This window comes from Bacteroides sp. FSHCM14E1 (assembly GCF_019633785.1).
GTDB classification, from domain to species: Bacteria; Bacteroidota; Bacteroidia; order Bacteroidales; family Bacteroidaceae; genus Bacteroides; species Bacteroides hominis.
In genome coordinates this window covers 617,976-635,830 of record NZ_JADKYL010000002.1, presented here as the reverse complement: position 1 = coordinate 635,830, position 17,855 = coordinate 617,976, and the positions used below count along the sequence as shown (strand labels likewise).

The 17,855-nt window shown below is 44.1% G+C and carries 13 protein-coding genes; 4 read left to right on the top strand and 9 right to left on the bottom strand.

What is annotated here, in order from left to right; genetic code table 11:
- Window positions 1–36 precede the first annotated feature (36 nt).
- The 7 genes from ISX59_RS05635 to gap all read right to left on the bottom strand — a co-directional run bounded on the left by ISX59_RS05635 (window position 37) and on the right by gap (window position 7,345).
- Window positions 37–825: a histidinol-phosphatase gene (locus ISX59_RS05635; protein WP_032535649.1), complete on the bottom strand. Its 789-nt coding sequence runs from the start codon at window positions 823–825 to the stop codon at window positions 37–39.
- The gene (locus ISX59_RS05630) at window positions 822–1,352 is read right to left on the bottom strand and encodes a 5-formyltetrahydrofolate cyclo-ligase (RefSeq protein ID WP_032535650.1); all 531 of its coding nucleotides are present in this window, start codon (window positions 1,350–1,352) and stop codon (window positions 822–824) included. Before ISX59_RS05630 ends, ISX59_RS05635 begins: the two co-directional genes overlap by 4 nt.
- Window positions 1,282–3,009: a S41 family peptidase gene (locus tag ISX59_RS05625; protein ID WP_005810117.1), complete on the bottom strand. Its 1,728-nt coding sequence runs from the start codon at window positions 3,007–3,009 to the stop codon at window positions 1,282–1,284. The genes ISX59_RS05630 and ISX59_RS05625 overlap by 71 nt, the downstream gene beginning before the upstream one ends.
- A gap of 78 nt (window positions 3,010–3,087) precedes the next feature.
- Window positions 3,088–3,525 carry a dCMP deaminase family protein gene (locus ISX59_RS05620; RefSeq protein WP_005775695.1) on the bottom strand — a complete coding sequence of 146 codons (438 nt, stop codon included), beginning with the start codon at window positions 3,523–3,525 and terminating at the stop codon, window positions 3,088–3,090.
- Window positions 3,526–3,536: 11 nt separating this feature from the next.
- Entirely contained in the window at window positions 3,537–4,034 is a 498-nt protein-coding gene (locus ISX59_RS05615) for a DUF4847 domain-containing protein (protein ID WP_005775696.1), read from the bottom strand.
- Window positions 4,035–4,040: 6 nt separating this feature from the next.
- The gene (locus ISX59_RS05610; RefSeq protein WP_005810113.1) at window positions 4,041–6,098 is read right to left on the bottom strand and encodes a M3 family metallopeptidase; all 2,058 of its coding nucleotides are present in this window, start codon (window positions 6,096–6,098) and stop codon (window positions 4,041–4,043) included.
- 245 nt (window positions 6,099–6,343) lie between these two features.
- Window positions 6,344–7,345, bottom strand: a complete 1,002-nt coding sequence (gene gap, locus ISX59_RS05605; RefSeq protein ID WP_005775699.1) for a type I glyceraldehyde-3-phosphate dehydrogenase — start codon at window positions 7,343–7,345, stop codon at window positions 6,344–6,346.
- Window positions 7,346–7,484: 139 nt separating this feature from the next.
- On the opposite strand from gap, the gene mscL reads away from it, so the two are divergent.
- Complete coding sequence (gene mscL / locus ISX59_RS05600; protein ID WP_005775701.1) at window positions 7,485–7,925, top strand: large-conductance mechanosensitive channel protein MscL; 441 nt, start codon at window positions 7,485–7,487, stop codon at window positions 7,923–7,925.
- Between the two features lie 30 nt (window positions 7,926–7,955).
- Window positions 7,956–9,479 carry a glutamine-hydrolyzing GMP synthase gene (guaA, locus tag ISX59_RS05595; RefSeq protein ID WP_005775702.1) on the top strand — a complete coding sequence of 508 codons (1,524 nt, stop codon included), beginning with the start codon at window positions 7,956–7,958 and terminating at the stop codon, window positions 9,477–9,479.
- Between the two features lie 223 nt (window positions 9,480–9,702).
- Here the strand turns inward: guaA and ISX59_RS05590 are convergent, their stop codons facing one another.
- Together ISX59_RS05590 and ISX59_RS05585 are read right to left on the bottom strand one after the other, a co-directional pair.
- Window positions 9,703–11,745, bottom strand: a complete 2,043-nt coding sequence (locus ISX59_RS05590; RefSeq protein ID WP_032531785.1) for a RagB/SusD family nutrient uptake outer membrane protein — start codon at window positions 11,743–11,745, stop codon at window positions 9,703–9,705.
- Between the two features lie 13 nt (window positions 11,746–11,758).
- The gene (locus tag ISX59_RS05585) at window positions 11,759–15,025 is read right to left on the bottom strand and encodes a TonB-dependent receptor (protein WP_032531786.1); all 3,267 of its coding nucleotides are present in this window, start codon (window positions 15,023–15,025) and stop codon (window positions 11,759–11,761) included.
- A gap of 935 nt (window positions 15,026–15,960) precedes the next feature.
- Between ISX59_RS05585 and ISX59_RS05580 the strand changes: the two genes are divergently transcribed.
- Together ISX59_RS05580 and gldB are read left to right on the top strand one after the other, a co-directional pair.
- A complete protein-coding gene (locus tag ISX59_RS05580) occupies window positions 15,961–16,818 on the top strand; it encodes an enoyl-ACP reductase (RefSeq protein WP_005775707.1) in 858 nt (285 codons plus the stop codon).
- 4 nt (window positions 16,819–16,822) lie between these two features.
- Window positions 16,823–17,836 (top strand): gliding motility lipoprotein GldB, encoded by a 1,014-nt coding sequence (gene gldB, locus ISX59_RS05575; RefSeq protein ID WP_005810107.1) that lies wholly within the window; start codon window positions 16,823–16,825, stop codon window positions 17,834–17,836.
- Window positions 17,837–17,855 lie beyond the last annotated feature (19 nt).

Sequence of the window (17,855 nt, the reverse complement as noted above, 5' to 3'; positions counted from 1 at the left end):
TGGATAAAGCCTCTGTTTCAGTGAAACGTTGTTTGCTTAATATTCCAGGAATGGAATGGTATCTATGACCGGCATTTTCAACTCTTTCAGCTCTTTGCAGGCCCGGTCGTAATAGACCGGATTTTCTAAATCGAGATTGTTGTGTGCATCCAGTCCGATGATGGCCGTACATCCTTCATTGGCCGCAATGTGCCAAAACTGTGGACAGGGATAGGTCATTATTCCCCGGGCCTCATTGGTGGCCATATAACCGACATTGTATTCCAACGGGATGTTCAGTCGTGCCGCAGCCCGGCAGATGTGGCGGCTAATGCTGGTGCAATGTGTATCGAATTCCGGATAGGAGCGCATAAAGAGGTCGGGGTGGGCCAGATAGGCGAATAGTCCGCTCTCCATTCCTTCAATAGAGCTTTCCTCATAGAGGTCGAGCATGTCCCGGTTGGTAGTGTGGTGTCCGAAGTATGGAAACTTTTCGTCGGTGTGGTAATGATGGTTCCCAAAAAGGATGTAGTCCAACCGGTACTCTCTAATGATTTCTTTCAGCCAATGGGTGTATTCGGGAAAATATTCGCATTCCAATCCGATTCTGATACTGATCCGGTTGCGGTATTTTTCTTTCAAGGCGCGGATACTTTCTACGTATTCCGGTAATTCCTCTGGCAGCATACGTATATCTGATACAAAGTCCGTATGATACTTCCACGGACTATGGTCAGAGAAGCCCAGTTCCTGAAAACCACCTTTGATAGCGCTGCGCACATAGTCTTCGTCGTTTCCTACGGCATGCATACAGCGAGTGGTATGTGTATGATAATTCGTTTTCATTGTGCTATGACGGTATCCATGCGGAAGTCAAATTCTTCTGCAGGAACTTCTTCAATCAATTGAAACGGGAAACAAATTCCGGCTTTGGGTGCCGCGATCTGAGGGAGTAAACGGTCATAATAACCTTTGCCGCGCCCTAAACGATGTCCGTGCCGATCAAAAGCGACACCCGGAATGACTGCCAGATCGATCGCCCGGTAATCGGTGAATCGTGTTCCTGTCGGTTCGGCAATGCCATACGAACTTATGGCAAGATCCTGAGGTCCTGTGTAGACACGTAGTTCCAATTCGTCACCTATCACTACGGGAAGTATAATTTTCTTTGACCGGCTCCATTTCTCAATGAAGGCGTGAGTCTGTACTTCGTCCTTCATTGAGTGATAGAGCAGTATGGTATGCCCTTTTTGGAATTCAGGGTATGCTTCAAGGGTGGTTAGCACCTTCTCCGACAATGCCTTAAGCGTAGAGTCGGAGTATTTCTTCTTCTCCTGTGCTATCCACTTGCGCAGTTGTTTTTTTCTTTCCATCTTTCTTTTCCTCCTTTTGAGGTTCTACGCTGACGGGAGCCTTGGGGAATGCTTCTCCGCTCTCAAGTAGTTCGACGGCCTTTTTCACAGTCTGATCGCTTTGGTTGAGATATTGAATATAGGCTTCTTTTCCCAGCATATTGTAGATGATATTACCGTAAATGCTCTTTTCCAGTAACTTATATGATTTCTGAATCAGAATATTTCTCCGTTTGACTCCTTTGCTGTCAGCATAGCGTATGAACTGTTCGACCAGTCCCTGGCGGCGCAGGTAGTTCAACAATGATTCTTCATCTTCATATTTCTTCAGTTTATCGCGGTTGTTATCCGTATAGTGGAACGTGAACTGAATGGTAAGTCCCTTACTCAGTACCTCGGTCAGATATGAAGTAACACCCGTTGTATCTTGTGGAACGAATACATCCGGCATGATACCGCCACCACCGTATACCGGACGTCCCAGAGCTGTAGAGTAGCGCAGATTTTCGTCGAGCTTGATACTGTCTTTCGAGAAGTATTCTCCATGTTCATAACGCGTCAGCCAATCCATTTCGTAGTTGCGGTCTTTGCCATTCTGGTAAGGACGTTGGATACAGCGTCCGGATGGAGTATAGTAGCGGGCAATGGTCAGGCGGATAGCTGAACCGTCGCTGAAATCGATGGGTTGCTGTACCAGACCTTTGCCGAACGAACGGCGTCCTACAACCATACCGCGGTCGTTATCCTGGATAGCACCGGTAAAGATTTCGCTGGCTGAAGCCGAACCTTCGTCGATCAGTACGATGATAGGCATCTTCTGGCAGCTGCCTGTTCCGTTGGCAAACTCGTCGGCACGAGGATATTTGCGTCCTTCTGTGTATACGATCAGTTTACCTTCGGGTAAGAATTCGTTGACCATGCGCACTGCGGCTTCCATGTATCCTCCTGTGTTGCCACGTAAGTCGATAATCAGCCCTTTGCAGTTCTTATGATTCAGGAGAGCAATGGCGTTCAGTAGTTCCACATGTGTGGTACGACCGAATTTACTGACCTGTATATAGCCGAAGTCATCTGTCAACATATAAGCTGCGTCGATGGTGTTTTGCGGAATATCACCACGTGTGATGGTGAAGTTCAGAAGTTCTTTCTCCGTAGCGCGCTTCACGCCCAGTTTCACTTGAGTACCCTTCGGGCCTTTCAGAGTGCGCATGGCACGTTCATTGGTCACTTTCTTCCCTACGAATAAACTGTCGTCCACCATTACGATGCGGTCACCTGCCATCAGTCCTACTTTTTCCGAAGGACCTCCCTGAATAACGCTGTTCACGTGTATGGTGTCGTCCTGGATGGTGAACTGGATACCGATACCGCTGAAGCTGCCTTCCAGTTCCGATGTCACTTCTTCCAGATTTTGTGCCGGGATGTAGGTGGAGTGGGGATCCAACTCTGCCAGAATCTGTGGCATTGCCTTCTCCACGAGGTCGGTCATGTTGACAGTGTCCACGTACTGGTCGTCGACAATGCGTAGCAGGGCATTCAACTTGTTTGAAGATCCGTTGATAATGCCGAGCCGGTTACCGGCAAAGTGCTTGGCATAAAATGTACCTATCAGAATTCCGATTACCACACTGATAGCAATGATGACAGGGGTAAATCGTGAAGAGTTCTTTGTACTCATATCTTTAATCATTATTGGCTACAGACGACAAACTGCAGGGTAGAGCTGTGTTGTAGTCAGTTATTTATGTATGTTGTTTCATTTTTCACTTGTATCGACGAAAACGACTTCGATACCTGCACGTTTCAGCAATTCTATTCCGTCTTCCAGGCGGTAGTGCTCGGAGTATACCACTCGTTTGATGCCTGCCTGTATAATGAGTTTAGCACATTCGATGCAAGGCGAAGCTGTAACATACATCGTGGCTCCGTCACTGCTGTTGTTGGAGCGTGCTATTTTGGTGATGGCATTGGCCTCGGCGTGCAGGACATAGGGTTTAGTCACATTGTTATCATCTTCACAAATATTCTCAAAGCCCGATGGCGTCCCATTGTATCCGTCCGAGATAATCATCTTATCTTTGACAATCAGCGCTCCTACCTTACGGCGCTGACAATAAGAATTTTCTGACCAGATGGCAGCCATTCGGATATAACGTTTGTCTAAATCTGATTGTTTTCTGTTTGCTGTGTCCATTCGCTGCTATATTATTTATCAACATGAAATACAAGACATAAGTCCCTGCCTCCCTCATCCTTGTAATAGATGAAAAGGTTGTCGTAATTTCCTTTATACGAAGTAGCTCTGTTGAGTCCTTCGACAAACTTGTTGCTGAATCCTAACGGATCACTCTCAGAACCTTTTACTGAGGCGGAGAAGGCATTGCTTTCACCGTTGGCGCTCCAGGTTCCTGTATAGGTATGTGTCAGAAGCGTTCCGTTAAATTTTCCGCTGATGACATTGTCTATGTTTTCTCCCTCAAACTTGATGGTGTATGCACCCTCCTTATTGATATAATTCTTGATGGACTGCTCGTATTTATCTTTGTCACCCCAGAAATCATAAGGTTTATGATCATTCTTTTTAGTTATGTACGTCAGTTTCCATACTTTTCCGGTAAAGATACCATTCACATCGTCCGAATCATTGCATCCGCATACAAAAGGGAGCATCAAAAGTAGTAATAATAAGTATTTATATTTCATATCTTTCTATTTTTTTATTCCGTTTCTGATAAGTAATGCATCGATGGTAGGCTCTTGTCCCCGGAAACGTTTATATAGTACCATCGGGTGCTCTGTTCCTCCTTTCGACAAGATGTTACTTCGGAAGGAGTCAGCTACGTCTTTGTTGAAGATTCCTTTTTGCTTGAACAGAGAGAACGCATCCGCATCCAAAACCTCCGCCCATTTGTAGCTATAGTATCCGGCCGAATATCCTCCGGCAAATATGTGTGAGAACTGAGTGCTCATACAAGTTTCCGGTACCATAGGCAGTATCTGTGTTTTGGACCATGCCTGGCGTTCGTACTCTTTTACGTCTCCGTCGAATGGAGTGTTGCGGGTATACCATGCCATGTCCAGCAGACCGAAGCTGACTTGGCGGAGGCAGGCATACGCTACATTAAAGTTAGAGGCATCTACCAGTCTCCGGATTAATTCGTCGGGCAAAGGCTCTCCTGTCTGATAATGGCTGGCAAAGGTATGAAGAAACTCTTTCTCGATGCCGAAGTTTTCCATAATCTGTGAGGGGAGTTCTACGAAATCCCAATAGACATTCGTCCCGCTCAGGCTCTGGTAAGTTGAGTTGGCAAACATTCCATGCAAAGCATGTCCGAACTCGTGGAGGAAAGTTTCTACTTCGTCATAAGTCAACAAAGCCGGTTTGCTTTCTGTCGGCTTGGTGAAGTTCATCACTACCGATACGTGCGGGCGACTGTTCTCGCCTGTGCTTTCTATCCATTGGCCTTTGAATTCTGTCATCCAGGCACCGGAGCGTTTACCTTCACGCGGGTGAAAATCCGTATAGAGCACAGCAAGGAAATTACCGTCTTTGTCCATTACTTCATAAGCATCCACATCCTTATGATATACCGGAATATCGGGGTTCTTGTGGAATGTGATTCCGTATAATCGAGTGGCTAATCCGAAGACTCCCGCTTTCACTTTGTTCAGTTCGAAGTAGGGACGAAGCATCTCTTCGTTGATGTTGAATTGCTGATCCTTCAGCTTGTTGGAGTAGTAGCTCCAATCCCAGGGCATTATCTCAAAATCGTCTCCCTGCTCTTTGCGGGCTAACTCCTGTACTGCTTCATATTCTTTGCGTGCTGTGGGAGTATAAGCATCCAGCAGTTGGTTGAGAAGGGTATATACAGCATCGCTGGTTTCGGCCATGCGTTTCTTCAGTGTATACTCTGCATAATTGTCATAACCCAGTAATTGTGCGATTTCCATATGGATATTGACTATCCTTTTTACAATTTCCAGGTTGTTATATTCATTATTGTGCGTGCACTTCGTATTGTAGGCCATATAGAGTTCGCGGCGTAAATCGCGGTTATCGGCATACGTCATAAAGGGGATGTAACTGGGGGCATGCAGTGTGAATACCCATCCATTCACTCCTTTTTCCCGTGCTGTTTCGGCTGCGGCTTCTATAGCACTTTCAGGCAGACCGTCCAGTTGGCTCTTGTCTGTCAGTGCCAGCTGATAGTTATTGGTCTCTTTCAGGTTGTTTTCGCTGAAGTCCAACGTTAGTTTGCTCAGCTCTCTGGTTAATTCACGGTATTTTTCTTTGGCTTCGCCTTGTAGGTTGGCTCCGCGACGTATGAATCCGTCATAGGCATTTTCCAGAAGTTTCATTTGTTCCGGAGTCAGTCCTAAAGAATCTTTCTGCAGGTATACAGCTTTGATGCGTTCAAACAGTGCCTCGTTCAGGCTGATGTTATTACTGTGCTCACTTAGCAGCGGCACCATTTCCTGGGCAATCTGCTGCAAGTCATCATTAGTTTCGGCACTGCGTAAATTGCCGAATACGGTTGTTACCCGGTCGAGTAATTCTCCGGACTGTTCGTAGGCCAGAATGGTGTTAGCAAATGTAGGAGTTTCCGGATTGTTGACGATGGTATCTATTTCTGCTGCCTGACGGCTGATACCTTCGCGAATGGCCGGTTCATAATGTTCTGTTTTTATTTTATCAAAAGGAACGGTTCCATGCGGAGTTGTATATTTCTCGAAGAATGGATTTTGTGCATTTGCTATATTTGTCATATCAAGTAATATCAATGTTACATTTACAAAATTACAAATTTCACCACAGAGTATCACAGACTTCCGTATAGTTTTCTTCTTATTTAACGTGTTTCACTGTAGTTTTTGCTATGGGAGACGGAGAGAAGAGCAGAACTGTAAAATAAGCATTCCGTGTCTTCGTACGTTTTTTAGGGTGAGCTGTAAAATAAAAAAGCTGTTCCGGTTTCCCGAAACAGCTTTCCATATATTGTATCTTAGCTTGATTATTTAGCAGCGATAACGCGAGCCATTTCACAAACTTTGTTTGAGTAACCCCATTCGTTGTCATACCAAGAAACAACTTTAGCGAAGTTAGAATCCAAAGAGATACCTGCTTTAGAGTCGTAGATTGAAGTGTTAGCGCAACCACGGAAGTCAGTTGAAACAACTGCATCTTCAGTGTAGCCCAGGATACCCTTCAATTCGCCTTCAGAAGCTTCCTTCATAGCAGCGTTGATTTCTTCCATTGTAGCAGCTTTTTCCAAAACAACTGTCAGGTCAACTACAGAAACGTCAGAAGTCGGAACGCGGAATGCCATACCAGTCAGTTTACCGTTCAATACCGGCAATACTTTACCTACAGCTTTAGCAGCACCTGTAGAAGACGGGATGATGTTTTCCAGGATACCACGGCCACCTCTCCAGTCTTTCTTAGAAGGACCGTCTACTGTTTTCTGAGTAGCAGTAGCAGCGTGAACTGTAGTCATCAAACCTTTAACGATACCGAACTTGTCGTTCAATACTTTAGCGATAGGAGCCAAGCAGTTAGTAGTACAAGAAGCGTTAGAGATAATGTCCTGTCCAGCGTATGAAGTGTGGTTTACACCATATACGAACATAGGAGTAGAGTCTTTAGAAGGAGCAGACATGATAACTTTCTTAGCACCAGCCTGGATATGTTTGCGAGCTGTTTCGTCAGTCAGGAAGAAACCAGTTGATTCAACTACAACGTCAGCATCAACTTCGTTCCATTTCAAGTTAGCAGGATCCATCTCTGCAGTCAGACGGATTTTGTTTCCGTTTACAATCAGAGCACCGTCTTCTACAGCAACTTCGCCTTCAAAACGACCGTGTACTGAATCATATTTCAGCATGTATGCCAAGTATTCAGCATCCAACAAGTCGTTAATACCTACGATCTGAATGTCGTTACCAAAGTTCTTAACTGCTGCACGGAATACCATACGTCCGATACGGCCAAAACCGTTAATACCTACTTTAATCATTTTGTTTAAACTTTTAAGGGTTTTATAATATTTGTTCAAATACTTTTCTAAATTCGCATTTGTTTCATTAGAATGCGGTGCAAAAGTAAGAAAATGTTTTTATATTCGCATATTAAATTCATATTAAATATAAAAAAAGATGGGAAAAAGTACTTTTTTACAAGACTTTAAAGCTTTCGCCATGAAAGGGAATGTGGTGGATATGGCTGTCGGTGTGATTATTGGTGGTGCCTTTGGCAAAATCGTTTCGTCGGTTGTAGCCGATATCATTATGCCTCCCCTGGGGTTACTCATTGGGGGAGTGAACTTTACGGACTTGAAATGGGTAATGAAAGCTGCGCAGTACGGAGCCGATGGGAAAGAAACTGCGGCTGCTGTTACCTTGAATTATGGTAACTTTCTGCAAGCAACTTTCGATTTTCTTATTATCGCTTTTTCTATATTCTTATTTATTAAACTGATTACAAAGCTGACCCAGAAGAAAGCTGAGGCGCCTGCTGCTCCTGCTGCACCGCCCGCACCTACAAAAGAAGAGATATTGTTGACTGAAATACGTGATTTATTGAAAGAAAAGCAGTAATTTTGCGCCAAATTCATAACATATCTATATATGCAAGAGAAAATTATAATACTTGATTTCGGTTCACAGACCACGCAGCTTATCGGTCGCCGGGTGCGCGAGTTGGATACGTATTGCGAGATTGTCCCCTATAACAAGTTCCCCAAAGACGACGAAACTGTCAAGGGAGTGATTCTGTCGGGAAGCCCCTTCTCCGTGTATGACGAGAGTGCGTTCAAGGTTGATTTGAGCGAAATCAGAGGTAAATACCCCATTCTGGGCATCTGCTATGGTGCACAGTTTATGGCGTATACCAATGGTGGCAAAGTAGAACCGGCAGGTACCCGTGAGTATGGACGTGCTCACCTGACTTCTTTCTGCAAGGACAATGTGTTGTTCAAAGGTGTGAGAGAGGGTACGCAGGTATGGATGAGCCACGGTGATACCATTACTGCTGTTCCTGAGAATTTTAAAACGATTGCGTCTACAGACAAAGTGGCTATTGCCGCTTATCAGGTGGAAGGTGAACAAGTGTGGGGCGTACAGTTCCATCCGGAAGTTTTCCACAGTGAGGACGGTACACAGATGCTTCGTAATTTCGTTGTCGATGTATGTGGATGCAAGCAGGACTGGAGCCCGGCATCGTTCATCGAAAGTACTGTTGCCGAATTGAAGGCTCAGTTGGGCAATGACAAAGTAGTATTAGGCTTAAGCGGAGGAGTTGATTCTTCAGTAGCCGCTGTGCTGCTCAACAAGGCCATCGGTAAGAATCTGACTTGTATTTTCGTTGACCACGGTATGCTCCGCAAAGACGAATTCAAGAATGTAATGCATGATTACGAATGCCTCGGACTGAATGTGATCGGTGTAGATGCCAGCCGTAAGTTCTTCTCAGAACTGGAAGGTGTAACCGAGCCCGAACGCAAACGTAAAATTATAGGTAAAGGCTTTATCGATGTATTCGATGAAGAGGCACATAAACTGAAAGATGTGAAATGGTTGGCTCAGGGTACCATCTATCCGGATTGTATCGAGTCTCTTTCCATCACCGGTACTGTTATCAAGAGTCACCACAATGTGGGGGGACTTCCTGAAAAGATGAACCTGAAACTTTGTGAACCGCTTCGTTTGCTGTTCAAGGATGAAGTTCGTCGTGTAGGCCGTGAGTTAGGTATGCCCGAGCACTTGATTACCCGTCATCCTTTCCCGGGGCCGGGACTTGCGGTTCGTATTTTAGGTGATATTACTCCCGAAAAGGTGCGTATCTTACAGGATGCTGACGATATTTTCATTCAAGGTTTACGCGACTGGGGATTATACGATCAGGTATGGCAGGCAGGTGTTATCTTGCTTCCGGTTCAGTCTGTAGGAGTAATGGGAGACGAACGTACATACGAGCGTGCAGTAGCTTTGCGTGCTGTGACTTCAACAGATGCCATGACAGCCGACTGGGCGCATTTGCCTTATGAATTCCTCGGTAAAGTGTCAAATGATATTATAAATAAGGTAAAAGGTGTAAACCGTGTAACCTACGATATCAGTTCAAAACCACCTGCAACGATTGAATGGGAATAAGCCGTTTGAAGATGGTATATATAAAAGACAGCCGTTCGGAGAAATTCGGGCGGCTTTCTTTTTTAAATGTATGTACAATGCGATTATGATTTAACAGAAAAGGGACATCCTCACGGACCTCCCTTCCCTTTTTCCTTTTTTAAACCTTATGTAGTTGCTATAAATCTCTTACCGCAACATCTTATTATTATACTAAAAATCAATACTTTTTTAATAGATATATCTACTCTACAGCTTGTGCATTTCTCTCTTCAGGCCAATATGGGTTCTGATAGATAACTGACGAAGATATATCACCTGACGGGGATAACAACTCTATTTGCCGGATAGGTACCGGGTAGAGATAATGTGCTTTAGCCCAACTATAGCCGTCATATATTTCGTTGTTCTTTTTTACAACCGAATATGGACGTAAATAATTGGATAACTTTCTGGACGAAACATTAGCCATTGCATTATCCGGACCTTCGATGTATTCAAATTTAGCATCTTCTCCTTCATAACGTTTGTAAGCGTCGCTTCCCCAGAAGTTGAATCCTTCGGGAATGAATCTTTCAACTAATAATCTGTCCAATGATCTCCAACGGATCAGGTCGTCCATACGCATACCTTCACCAATAAACTCACAACGGCGTTCGCGGCGGATATTGTAAAGTGTTGCATCGATCATTTCGTTTTCACCTTTATATTTAGCCAGGTCGTTTTCCTTGCTCAGATCTGTTGCAGCAATGGTTTTATTGAAATCCGGATCAACCCCTGCACGAATGCGTACGGCTCTCCAGTATTCGGCAGCTTTGCCTGCAATATTTCCATTATTTTTCAGACAATAGGCTTCCAAATAATTCAAGTATGCTTCAACTGCACGGAAGATAACGCAACCGGTTGTTGATTGTGCTTGTCCTGAAACGTATTGTTTCTGGTCGTAGGAGAGACATTTACGAATGCGGTATCCAGTCAAATCTCTAACTTCTGATTCTGCTATAATTATCCTGGGATAATCCGATTCTTGATATGTCTTCATTGCATTGGTTGTAGCATTCGATACAGCTGGTATCATATCTTCTTCGCCGAACAGGAAGAGCTGCAGGCGTTCGTCTCGGTTTGCTTTTTCGTCCATTACCCGTTGGTCACCTTTGAAGGGGCATGCGGCAGTAGCTGCATACCAAGGCATGCCGTCTTTCATTAAGAAAGACTGAACATAATTACGTAGCATTCCATTATTTCCTCCTGAAGCTATATAGGCTGTAGCACCGTGCGCAATGGTAAAATCGCCGGAGAAGTAGTCGCGCCAGAAGAGTACTTCTTCGAATCCGCTCATGTCTTCGGCGGAGAACATATCGAAATAATCATTCCAGCCGGAAATATCATTATCGTTTGCCGGATTGAATACACCGCTGTTAGCGGTCAGTTTGACGACATCAGCCACTTGTTCGGCAGCTGCCATGGCTTCATCCAGAAAGAAGTTTATTTCTGTGTTAGCATCATATTTATAGTCAGGATGAACCCGTTTGCCGGGCCAGTTAGCATCACCCGGTACACGTCCTGTCCCTTGATGATACTTCTCAAAAGTGGCTTCATAGAGAGCTACACGCGATTTGATTAACAATGCACACTGCTTATTCAGGCGGTTATTGCCTGCAAAGCCGTGGTCATGCATATATTCGGCGGCTTTGTCGAGATCTTCAAGAATAAAGCGTGCCACCTTATTACGTGGTTGGCGCACTCCTTTTTCTATCAGTATTTCTGCGTTGTCCGGCAATACTTCAGTGATAATGGGATAGTCTCCGTACAATCTTAGCTTCTGGAAATATTTCCATGCACGGATAAAATACATTTCACCGATGTAATGTTTCACGTCATCGGCGTTACCCGATATTTCGCCTGCTTCATATTTGGGAAGTACTTTCTCAAAGAAATAGTTGCAATAACGGAAGAAAGAGAAATCCCAGTTGCCATTGGCTGCTTCTGTTTTCCATACATCCTTGGTATAGTAGTTCTGGACTCCGCTTCCGCTACTTTCACCTGAAACCATGTTATCGGTAGCTCCGTCGTTATTCACGGTACCTGCATTGAACCCGCCATGTGTTGAGAACAAGCTTTGGTATTGTGAGATACTGTAGGCTGCCAGGTGGTCTGCATTCTGAAAATAAGATTCTGGCGTAACCTGATCCAGCGGTTCTCTGTCCAGAAAGTCATTACACGAAGGGAAAAGTAATACTCCCCCTGTCAGTACGCATAGTTGTATGATTCTGTTTTTTAGTTTCATAATGATTCGTTTTTTAGAAATTTACGGTTAAACCAATTGCAATCACTTTCTGTAACGGATATACTTTACCCGGGTCAGTCCATTGTGTTCCGAGATTTTCCGGATCGAATACTCCGGTGATATCAGATACAGTCAGTAAATTATCGCCTGATACATAGACGCGTACTGATTCCATTCCCGCTTTCTTTGTCCATACTTTGGGCAATGTATATCCGATCTGGATATTTTTCAGGCGCCAATACGAAGCATCCTGTAAGTAGCGTGTCTGACGTTGTTGGTTCTTTGATGTATTACGGATGACACGTGGAAAATAAGCGTTGGTGTTGGCTCCTAAAGGATCGCCTTCCGGACGCCAGAAGTCCCAGTGCTCTTTGAATCCGGCAGAAGCCCATTCGCCGCCTCCGGAGAATCCCCAGAAGTACGGGCCATTCAGCCAGTAGTCACGTTTACCGATACCTTGCACAAAAGCACGGAAATCCAAACCTTTCCAAGCGGCATCTATTGTGATACCGTAGTTGAAACGAGGTGTGTTATTACCGATTATCTGCCAGTCGCCCGAGTCTCCCACTTTGTAGTTGCCTTGGTCTACCGAACCGCTGTTGTCGAGGTCGGCATACATGATGTCACCTGCTGCCCATTTTTGGCCCATCGGTTGTTTAGCGTTGGCAAGGTGCTGGTTCATTTCTTCATCACTTTGTGCAATGCCGATCGTTTTATATCCCCAGATCTCTCCTAATTTTTGTCCTTCATAGTAGGGATTGCTGAGGCTTTTATCCGGATTATTATATTTCAGTATCTTCTGTTGTGCATCCGAGAGTACGAATTTTACTCCGTAAGAGAAGTTTTTGATTCTGTCTCTCCATCCTACTTCTAACTCAAAGCCGTACGATTTCATGTCGGCATTGTTGATTTTAGGAACACCTGTACCTAAAATTGATGGAAGTTCCGGAGCAGTCGCAATCATGTCGTAAGTATAACGTACGAAATAATCGAATGACCCTGTCAGGCGGTTATTGAGTAATCCCCAGTCTAAACCCACATCCCACGTCTCGATGGTTTCCCAAGTTTTTTCGCTGCTCACGATACCCGGATTGCTGGCATAGTTCTGGCGTGTGCCGTTCACTAACCAACCGTAATTCTGTCCCTGGGGTAAAGTCTGGTAGAAAGGATACCAGGCATCATTGGTATTGGTATTACCCAACTGTCCCCACGATGCTCTTAGTTTTAAGGTTCCGATATTCAACTTGTTGGCAGCCTCTTCGAAGAATGCTTCGCGGGCGATATTCCATCCACCGGAGAAAGAAGGGAAGAAGCCCCAGCGTTTGTCACCTATGAAGCGTGAAGAACCGTCATAACGTCCGTTAGCTTCCAGCATATAACGGTCTTTGTAGTTCCAGTTCAAGCGGGCGAAGAAGCCGGCTACTGAAGTGTGTCTGTATCCGCCTGCTACGCTGGGTTCACCTACTGCCGTGTTGATAGTCGGTACAGAAGGGGTAATCAAGGTCGATTTGTCTGCATTCACGCTACGGTCTTTGTACAATTCGGCGTTGAAACCTACCATTGCTTTGAAGTAGTGCCCATTATCCAATTGCTTGAAGTAATCCGAATAGATATTAGTAGAGTAATAATTTTCTTTATATGCGTATTCAGATACCTTTGAACCGCCGATCGGATAACTGCCCACACCTGCATCCCAAGTCATACCTACCGGTTCGCCATCTACATTGTGTTGATAGACGGGAAGTACTTCCCAATGTTGGTTATTGGCAGTCACACGCAAACTTCCTTCTACATAAATTTTCCAATTCTTGATTGGTTCGAAGGTCAGTTGCAATTGTTGGGTGAAAAGATCTTTTTGATTAATTTGCCTACCTCCGTCTTCCAGTTGAATCAATTCAGAAGGTCCGGTCAGGTACCCGTTGTCATCATATACGGGTACAGTTGGCCAGCGGCGTGCCACATTGTGGAAGAACAGTCCTGTCAGATAACTTGGACGTTCAAAATCTTCGCGTGTCCATTTGGTTGAATATCCCAATGTAAACCAGTCTGTGATGTTGCTTGTTATTCTACCATTCAGGGTATAGCGTTGGAAAGTATCTTTCCCATGGCGTATCAGGCCTTTTTGGTCGAGAAAACTTCCACTGACGATATATTGGGTTTTATCCGTACCACCACTGATGCTGATGTTATGATCCATGGAAGGAACCCAGTCTTCGTATACTTCCTTAAACCAGTCTGTATTGGCATTTGAACCTGTATAGTAGTTCCAGTTACGTGACTGTTCGTCAAAGGTCGCTGATGATTTAAGGGTACCATCCTGGTACGCCTTGATACGTTCCAGCTGCTCTTTACTGAAAACTGCTCCACCATTGTGATTTAATGCCGCACGGTTGAAATATTGTGCAAAAGTATAAGAGTCCAGCATTTCAGGCAGATTGGTTGCATCCGAGAAACGTACATTACCGGAATAGGTAACTCTTGCTTTTCCCGACTGTCCGCTTTTTGTTTTTACCAGTACCACGCCGAATGCCGCACGTGCACCATAGATAGAGGCTGATGCGGCATCTTTCAGCACTGATACAGATTCAATGTCATTGGGGTTTACCGTGTTCAGGCTACCTTCGATACCGTCGATTAATATTAATGGAGATGAACCGGAACCGTCACCGATAGTACCTGTACCACGAATATTAATGTTCATTTCACTATCCAGTGCACCCCCACCGTTGTTGACCGAGAGGTTCAAACCCGGTACCACACCTTGCAGGGCTTGTGATACATTTTGTACCGGACGTGCCTCAAGCACTTCGGAATTGACCATACCTACGGCACCTGTCACGTTGACTTTTTTCTGTGAGCCATAACCTACAACGACCACTTCATCCAGTTGTTGCGAGTCTTCTTTCATGGTAACGTTAATAGGAGCGCCGGTTACTTTTACTGTAACGGTTTTGTAGCCGATGAACGAGATTTCGATGTTGCTTCCTTTGGGGGCATCGATAGAGAATTGCCCTTGCAGGTTCGTAATCGTACCTGTGTTATTTGCCAGGACTTTAACGGATACACCGATCATCGGTTCTCCGGTTTCGTCCACTACTGTACCTTTCACTTTGGTGTTGGCCTGCTGTACAGTTTCAATTCCGTGTTCTTCGTAAGTATTGGCTGCTGCTTGCTGCGGTGTTGCGCACCATAGCATGATAGAAGCAGCGATTGCCATTTTCAGGCGATTTGTTTCTCGAAGCCGGATTAGGCTCGGAAACAGGTTAGTTTTTTCTGTCATACACTAAATTGTTCGGTTAAACATCATTTTGAATAGTTTGTTTCTTAAATTTTCCGGGGAATCGGTTCCTTCGGAATCTGTGCTAAAGTCTTTTCTCTGTTTTATTTCATAAGCTTCTTTATTAGGGTTGTTGTATTGATTGTGATTTATGACATATATTTACAATTGTTTCTAATTTCAAGTTTCTATTAAGTTCTGATGGTACTTAATTGATTATGACAAACAGAAATACTGTAAAAGGAGTGCGGATAAGTGTTGAACGCTAAAACTGCTATCTGTTGTATATTAGTTGATTATAGTGAATGTCGGTTGCCTGTAATAGTCCTTATAACTTTAATTTATTAAATTACCAAAGGTCTACCTGTTTTTTTTAATAAGTGAGTTATTATATCTTGGACGAAATGTTTTTTTATGATATATTTGAAAAAATAGAAGCGTTGTTTGTGATTTATTAAAATATATTATTATCTTTGTCCCGTTGGTAGCTATTTGTTACGAATAAAATGGGTTTATTAACTTAATATTAGAAAACCCATTGATGGCGAAAAGCAGTTATAGTAAAGTACCATCAGAACTTTGCTATTTTTTTATTTTTCTTGAATTACTTCTCTTTCTTTGTTTCCACGACCGATCTCTTTGATCTTCAATCCCGATAAACAATTGTGAATAATATATCTGCTCTTATGGACTACTGATATGGACAGGGCAGGAGACTCTGTAAATGCAACCGGCATTAACGACGAATGCTGCCGTCATTTAAGGCGACAGACGGTTGCTTTAATAATCCGGCCTTTGTAGTGACAGGAGTGGCTGTTATATGTAATAAAGACCCTATTTCAGTGTATTTTTTGTGGTTTCGGTCTTTTCTTTGCACACTTTTCATGCTTTTATGCAGAAAATCTATATCTTTGCAACCTAATTTAACATTAAAAGGTATGAGTTACAATTTGTTGAAAGGAAAAAGAGGTATTATTTTCGGTGCATTAAACGAGCAGTCTATTGCCTGGAAAGTAGCCGAAAGAGCCGTTGAAGAAGGTGCTGTTATTACATTATCAAATACTCCTGTTGCTGTCCGCATGGGACAGGTTTCTGCTTTGTCTGAGAAGTTGAATTGCGAAGTGATTGCTGCAGATGCCACTAACGTAGAAGATTTGGAGAACGTATTTAAACGCTCGATGGAAGTTCTCGGTGGTCAGATTGATTTTGTATTGCACTCTATCGGTATGTCACCGAACGTTCGTAAGAAACGTACTTACGATGATCTCGACTATAATATGTTGAATACTACCCTGGATGTTTCAGCTGTTTCATTCCATAAAATGATCCAGGCTGCCAAGAAACAAAACGCAATTGCCGAATACGGTTCTATCGTGGCATTGAGTTATGTAGCTGCACAGCGTACTTTCTATGGATACAACGATATGGCTGACGCTAAGGCATTGCTTGAATCTATTGCCCGCAGCTTTGGTTACATTTATGGTCGTGAGCACAATGTACGTGTAAATACGATTTCTCAGTCGCCTACCTTTACCACAGCCGGTTCCGGTGTGAAGGGGATGGACAAACTGTACGATTTTGCCAACCGCATGTCTCCGTTGGGCAATGCTTCTGCCGACGAGTGTGCAGATTATTGCATCGTAATGTTCTCTGATCTTACCCGTAAGGTGACCATGCAGAACCTGTTCCACGATGGTGGTTTCTCGAGTGTTGGTATGAGTCTTCGGGCGATGGCTACTTACGAAAAGGGTCTGGACGAATATAAAGACGAAAACGGTAATATCATTTACGGTTAAGGCAATGAAAATACGGAAGAACTATATTCTCCTTGTTTTGCTAAGTCTGCTTTTCGCATCCTGCCGGGTGGGGAAGGCAGAGCCTGTCGCAGACCCAATGGAGGAAGAGGGGATTTCCGTAGTCAGATATGATAAGCTGTTGGACGAATACGTTCGTTTCAACAGCTTTTCTGCTTTACAAAAAATGAATCTGGAATATTCTCTGCCTACTAAACTGCTGATTGAAGATGTACTGGCCATCGGGCAGGTAAGTGACGACCATATATTCCAGCGACTGAAAACATTCTATTCGGACACCACTCTGATTCGTCTGATAGAGGATGTGGAAACCAGATATCCCGAATTGGGATCTGTCGAGAAAGAGTTGACCAAAGGCTTCGGGAAACTGCAAAAGGAAGTGCCGGATATCATGATCCCCATGATATACACACAAATTTCGGCATTCAATGAATCCATCGTTCTGTCCGACAGCGTACTGGGCATCAGCCTTGACAAGTATATGGGTGAAGATTATCCGCTTTACAAGCGTTTCTATTATGGCTATCAGCGACGCACCATGCGTCCCGACCGGATTGTACCCGATTGTCTGGTGTACTATCTGATGAGCCAGTATCCTTTCCCGATGGATTACTCCCGTACACTGCTCGATGTGATGATGCACTTCGGTAAAATTAATTATGTGGTGCAGCACCTGTTGGATTATTCCTCTTCGGAAGAAGCATTGGGCTATTCGGATGTAGAGAGAGAATGGTGCAAAGAGAACCAGCAGCAGATGTGGAGATATATTCTTGAAAAAGATCATCTGCATGCAACAGATCCGATGGTGGTACGCCAATATACCCGTCCGGCTCCTTTCACTAATACTCTGGGCGAGAATGCGCCTTCGATGGTGGGTACCTGGATTGGTACAAAAATCATCACTTCGTATATGAAACATCATAAAAAAACAACCTTACGGCAATTGCTCGAAATGAACGATTACGAACGTATGTTCACCGAATCTCGTTTTAATCCGTAAAATTCTTATTATAAAAATC